The following is a 5,193-nucleotide window of genomic DNA, read 5'->3' as shown; positions in this document are numbered from 1 at the left end:
AGCACCGCGCGGTGCTTCTCCCGCAGCAGATGGTTCGCCTTGTACTCCTCGGCCGGCGAGCGGATCCGGTCCCGGATCTCCCGCACGGCCGCCGCCGCCGTCGCCACGGACAGCGACACGCCGGCGTGCGCGAACACGTCGGTGTTCCCGCCGGTGAGGTTCTCGCCGTCCGACCCGGACTCGTCGCAGGCGATCTCCAGGAACGGGCCTTCGGCCCCTCCCCGCTCCCCGTCCTCACGATTCCCGCTCACTGCACAGCCCCCTATCGTGTGCCCATGACCAGGATCCCGCACGAGACGTCCGGTGAACCGAATCCCCTGCAGGCCCTGACTCTCGACCATCTCCGCCGCCGTACGAGCATGAAGTGGCGCACCTATCCCGAGGACGTGCTGCCGGTCTGGGTGGCCGAGATGGACGTGCCGCTCGCCGAGCCCGTCGTGCGCGCCGTCACGGACGCGCTCCGCCTCGGCGACACCGGCTACCCCGCCGGCACGGCGTATGCGGAGGCGCTGGCCGCCTTCGCCGAGAAGCGGTGGAACTGGGACGGGCTCGCCGTGGAGCGCACCGCGATTGTGCCCGACGTCATGCTGGGCGTCGTCGAGATGCTCAAGCTGGTCACCGGAAACGGGGACGCGGTGGTCGTGAACCCGCCGGTGTACCCGCCGTTCTACCAGTTCGTCGAGCACATGGACCGGCGCGTGGTCCAGGCCCCGCTCGGGGCGGACGGGCGCATCGACATCGGCGTCCTGGAGGAGACCTTCCGGCAGGCGGTCGCGGGCGGAGCACGGGCCGCCTACCTGCTGTGCAGCCCGCACAACCCGACCGGCACCGTGCACACGGCCGAGGAACTGTCCGCCGTCGCCGCGCTCGCCGAGCGGTACGGCGTCCGCGTCGTCGCCGACGAGATCCACGCGCCGCTCGTGGTCGGCGGCAGCGACTTCGTGCCGTACCTCACCGTGCCGGGCGCCGAGCGGGGACTGTCGCTCATGTCGGCCTCGAAGGCGTGGAACCTGGCCGGGCTCAAGGCCGCCCTCGCGATCGCCGGGCCCGGGGCCGGCGCCGACCTGGCCCGGATGCCCGAGGAGGTCGGGCACGGCCCGAGCCACATCGGCGTCATCGCCCACACCGCCGCCCTGCGCGACGGCGTCACCTGGCTGGACGCCCTGCTGTCCGGCCTCGACGCAAACCGGCGGCTGCTCGCGGACCTGCTGGCGGAGCACTTGCCCGCGATCCGCTACCGCCCGGGCGACGCCACCTACCTCGCCTGGCTCGACTGCCGTGCGCTCGGCCTCGGCGACGACCCGGCGGACGCCTTCCTGCACCGCGGCCGGGTGGCCCTCAACTCCGGCCTCCCCTTCGGCACGGGCGGCGCCGGACACGCCCGCCTCAACCTGGCGACCTCGCCCGAGGTGATCGGGGAGGCGGTACGGAGAATGGCCGCCGCCCTCCACTGAAGCCCGGGGGCACGCCGCGGGAGGCGCTCGTAGACTGCCCGGCATGGACGACAGTGCGCCGGCCGAACCGGGCGAGGGCAAGTACCTGCTGATCACCAGCTACCGCAGGAACGGTACGCCGGTCGCCACCCCCGTCTGGGTGGTGCGCGACGGGAACGCGCTCGGCGCCTGGACGCCGGCCGACTCCTGGAAGGTGAAGCGGATCCGCAACCGCGCCGACGTCCTGGTCGGCCCCTGCGACCTGCGCGGCAACCCCACCGGCGAGCAGGTGCCCGCGACGGCGGAGATCTGCGACGCGGCCACCACCGCCCGCTACCGGAAGCTGATCGCCCACAAGTACGGCCTCGTCGGCCGCCTCACCCTGCTCGGCAGCCGACTGCGCCGGGGCCTCGACGGCACGGTGGGCATCCGCCTCACCCTGACGCGCTGACCCCGGCTTTGGGCACGCGGCCTTCACGCGCTGACCCCGGCTTTGGGTATGCGCCTGCACGCATTGGCCCGGCTACGGCACGCGCCGTCACGAGCTGACCGGCTTCGGCGCGGGGGATCGCCGCCCGGCCCGGCGGGCCCGCTTGGCCCACCGGCACGCCAACCCGCCAGGCCCACTGTCTCGGCTGGCCCGCCTGGCCCGCCTGCCCGGCCGCGAGTCCCGCCGGGCTCGCCAGGCCCGACAGGCCCGCCGGGCTCGCCAGGCCCGCCCGTCCCGTCCGGGCCCGCTCGCGGTGGCGCCGTACGAGGCGATGGCCGTACGGGACCCGGCTTCGCCGCACGCGCCCTGACGCGCTGCCCCCGGCTTCGGCATCTGTGCCCTGTCACGCCGCCCAGGCATCGGCACCCGCGCCCTGTCATGCTGCCCCGGCTTCGGCAAACCCGCGCCCTGTCACGCTGACAGCCGCTTCGGCACCCCCTTTCGGCAAGCGCTTTCGACGCCGGGGGAGTGGACGGCCCGTCCCCGGGACAGATCACCTGGCATGAGCCGAAATCCCGTCCTGCGCGCAGCCGTCGTCGGCACGGGCCACCGGGCCCAGTTGTTCACCCGGGGCCTCGCCGAACGCCCCGGCCACCTCGTGGCCGCGCTGTGCGATCCCAGCCCGACCCGGATGGCCTTCCACAACCGGCTGCTGGCCGAGGCCGGCGCTCCGGCGGCCGCCGAGTGGGAGCCCGACCGCTTCACCGACCTGCTCGCCGAGCAGGACATCGACGAGGTCGTCGTCACCACCGTCGACGCCGAGCACGACCGCTACATCGTCCCGGCCCTGAAGGCGGGCTGCCGTGTCGTCACCGAGAAACCGATGACCGTCGACGCCGAGCGCTGCGCCCGCATCCTCGGCGCCGTCCGCGAGACCGGCAACTCCCTGACCGTCGCCTTCAACTACCGCTTCAACCCCGTGCACGAGAAGGTCCGCGCCCTGCTCGCCGACGGCGCGATCGGCGAGGTGCTCTCCGTGCACTTCGAGTGGCTGCTCGACGTACGGCACGGCGCCGACTACTTCCGCCGCTGGCACCGCGAGAAGCACCACAGCGGCGGCCTGATGGTGCACAAGTCCTCGCACCACTTCGACCTGGTGAACTGGTGGCTCGGCGACGAGCCCCGGGAGGCCTTCGGCTACGGGCGGCTCGGCTTCTACGGCCGCGAGGCGGGGGAGCGGCACGGACTGCGCCGGGAGTACGACCGCGCCCACGGCGCCGACCGGGCCGCCGACGACCCCTTCGCCCTGGACCTCGCGGCCAACGACACCCTGCGCGCCCTCTACCTGGACGCCGAACGCGACGACGGCTATCTGCGCGACCGGAACGTCTTCGACGGGCCGATCACCATCGAGGACGACATGTCCGTCCTCGTGCGCTACGCGCGCGGCGCGACGATGACGTACCACCTGACGGCCTACTCCCCGTGGGAGGGCTACCGGGTGATGTTCAACGGCAGCGCGGGCCGGCTGGAGCTGGAGGTCGAGGAGAGCCGCTGGCAGCCACCGCTGACCCGGGTCACCTCGACCGCGGGCGCCGTGCACGGGGACACGGCGGCGGACCACCCGGGCGGCGCCCGCCTCACCCTGCGCCCGCTGTGGCGGCCCCCGGCGGACGTGCCGCTCGCGGTCGCCCACGAGGCCCACGGCGGCGGCGACCCGCGCATGCTCGACGCGCTGTTCGGCCCCGTCGATCCCAGCCGCCCGGCGGACACGGCGGCGACGGCCCACCCGACGGCCACCGAACGCGACGGGGCGCTCGCCCTGGCGGTCGGGCTCGCGGCCAACCGCAGCTTCGAGACGGGCAGGCCGGTGCGCACCGGCGAACTGCTCCCCGGGATCCGGTGACCGGACCGCCCGTCAGCGCCAGGCCCGGTACGGCTCGTCCAGCAGCTGGAAGACCGGCTCGCCCCGTACCGGGTCCTTGGCGGTGGACAGCCGTACCCGGTCCCCGCTGTGGATGCCGATCGGCGGGCCCATCACCCGCCCCCGCACGATGAACCCCTCGGACATCTCGATCAGGGACACATTGCGCGCCGCGGGCGTGTTGCGGTGCACCACCGTGGAGTGGCGGACGGTGCCCACGCCCTCGCTGCGCTCCGTCCGCAGTTCGCTGCCGCGGCAGACCGGACACAGCACCCGGTGGTACATGGCGGTGCCGCACCAGGTGCAGCGCTGGAAGAGGATGGCCTCGGTGTCCGGGCCCCTCGGGTCGAGCAGACCCGTCGGGGAGCCGGCTGCCTGCTGAGTGACGGTTCCTGAGTGGTGGTACACGCTGGTCAACTCCCTGCACTCGGCCGGAATCCCGTGTGCGTGCTCACCCGCGCACACGTGTGCCCGGTTCGCCGTGCCACCGCGCACGCAGCACAGAGTATGGCACTCAGTGCCACTCGTAAAGGCACTCCGTTCCCTCAATATGCGGACGCTCAGCCGCGCCCCAGCGTCGACTCGATCTCCTGCACGACCCGCCACAACGGCGCGTCGCGCCGCGAGACGACGACCACCACGTCCTCGGGCTGCTCCCCGGCCGGGGGCACCGGCGTGCCGCCGAAAGCGGACTGCACGTACGCCAGCGCGTGGTCCACGGTGGCGCTCGCCTCGTCCTGCCCGTCCGAACGCAGCCAGGAGCGCAGCGCGTTGTTGTGCGCCGCGACCACCGCCGCCGCGATCACATCGGCCTGGAGGGTCCCGTCCCGGCGGGCCGCGAAACGCCGGCGCAGATACTCGGCGAGGGCGCGCTCGTAGCGCCACACCACCGACAGCTCGTAGGCGCGCAGCCCCGGGACCTGCTTGGTGAGGCGGTAGCGCTGTACGGAGAACGTCGGGTTCTCGGCGTACATCCGCAGCACCAGCCGGGCCGCGTCGCACACCCGCCGCACGGGTTCCTCGTCGCCGGTGCCCGCCGCCAGGAAGGCCGTCATGTCGGCCAGGCACCGCTCGTGGTCCGGGAAGACCACGTCCTCCTTGGAGGGGAAGTAGCGGAAGAAGGAGCGCCGTCCGACCCCGGCCAGCGCCACGATGTCGTCGATGGTGGTCTGCTCGTAGCCCCGTTCGAGGAACAGCTGGAAGGCTGCCGCCACCAGGGCGTCCCGCATCGGCGGCTTTCCGGTGCCGGTGCCGGCGTCGGCTTTCTCGGAGCTCATGAGCGGGAACGTAGCACCCGGAAGGGTACGCATGGCACTCAGTGCACTCCTTGGGAGGAACCGAGTTCCCTCTGAACCCGAGGCGCGGCAGCCGCGTATCTAGCGGCAGCCGCGCCTCGGGTTCAGAGG

5 protein-coding genes and 1 pseudogene are annotated in these 5,193 nt (G+C 73.3%); 3 read left to right on the top strand and 3 right to left on the bottom strand.

Annotated features, from left to right (window positions below; translation table 11 throughout):
* Positions 1-251, bottom strand: a pseudogene (locus tag CCL05_RS39995) (hypothetical protein); the annotation flags it as partial.
* Between the two features lie 24 nt (positions 252-275).
* Between CCL05_RS39995 and CCL05_RS39990 the strand changes: the two are divergent.
* The 3 genes from CCL05_RS39990 to CCL05_RS39975 all read left to right on the top strand — a co-directional run bounded on the left by CCL05_RS39990 (position 276) and on the right by CCL05_RS39975 (position 3,769).
* Positions 276-1,454, top strand: coding sequence for a MalY/PatB family protein (locus CCL05_RS39990; protein ID WP_086565511.1), 1,179 nt, complete (start codon positions 276-278; stop codon positions 1,452-1,454).
* A 43-nt stretch (positions 1,455-1,497) separates the two neighbouring features.
* Complete coding sequence (locus CCL05_RS39985; RefSeq protein ID WP_086565510.1) at positions 1,498-1,884, top strand: PPOX class F420-dependent oxidoreductase; 387 nt, start codon at positions 1,498-1,500, stop codon at positions 1,882-1,884.
* Between the two features lie 541 nt (positions 1,885-2,425).
* Entirely contained in the window at positions 2,426-3,769 is a 1,344-nt protein-coding gene (locus tag CCL05_RS39975) for a Gfo/Idh/MocA family protein (protein ID WP_086565508.1), read from the top strand.
* Between the two features lie 12 nt (positions 3,770-3,781).
* On the opposite strand, the gene CCL05_RS39970 is transcribed toward CCL05_RS39975, so the two are convergent.
* Positions 3,782-4,195 (bottom strand): Zn-ribbon domain-containing OB-fold protein, encoded by a 414-nt coding sequence (locus CCL05_RS39970; protein ID WP_086565507.1) that lies wholly within the window; start codon positions 4,193-4,195, stop codon positions 3,782-3,784.
* Positions 4,196-4,347: 152 nt separating this feature from the next.
* On the bottom strand, positions 4,348-5,064 hold the full coding sequence (locus CCL05_RS39965; protein ID WP_086565512.1) for a TetR family transcriptional regulator: 717 nt from the start codon (positions 5,062-5,064) through the stop codon (positions 4,348-4,350).
* Positions 5,065-5,193: the final 129 nt, after the last annotated feature.

Origin of the sequence: Streptomyces africanus (genome assembly GCF_002150735.1) — a bacterium.
GTDB classification, from domain to species: domain Bacteria; phylum Actinomycetota; class Actinomycetes; order Streptomycetales; family Streptomycetaceae; genus Streptomyces; species Streptomyces africanus.
The sequence above is the reverse complement of the archived record's forward strand: the minus strand, read 5'-3'. Positions and strand labels throughout refer to the sequence as shown.

Bases quoted from the DNA above. Each gene is read 5' to 3' on its own strand.
- CCL05_RS39965 (WP_086565512.1), bottom strand. From the start codon at position 5,064: ATGAGCTCCGAGAAAGCCGACGCCGGCACCGGCACCGGAAAGCCGCCG.
- CCL05_RS39985 (WP_086565510.1), top strand. From the start codon at position 1,498: ATGGACGACAGTGCGCCGGCCGAACCGGGCGAGGGCAAGTACCTGCTG.
- CCL05_RS39990 (WP_086565511.1), top strand. From the start codon at position 276: ATGACCAGGATCCCGCACGAGACGTCCGGTGAACCGAATCCCCTGCAG.
- CCL05_RS39975 (WP_086565508.1), top strand. From the start codon at position 2,426: ATGAGCCGAAATCCCGTCCTGCGCGCAGCCGTCGTCGGCACGGGCCAC.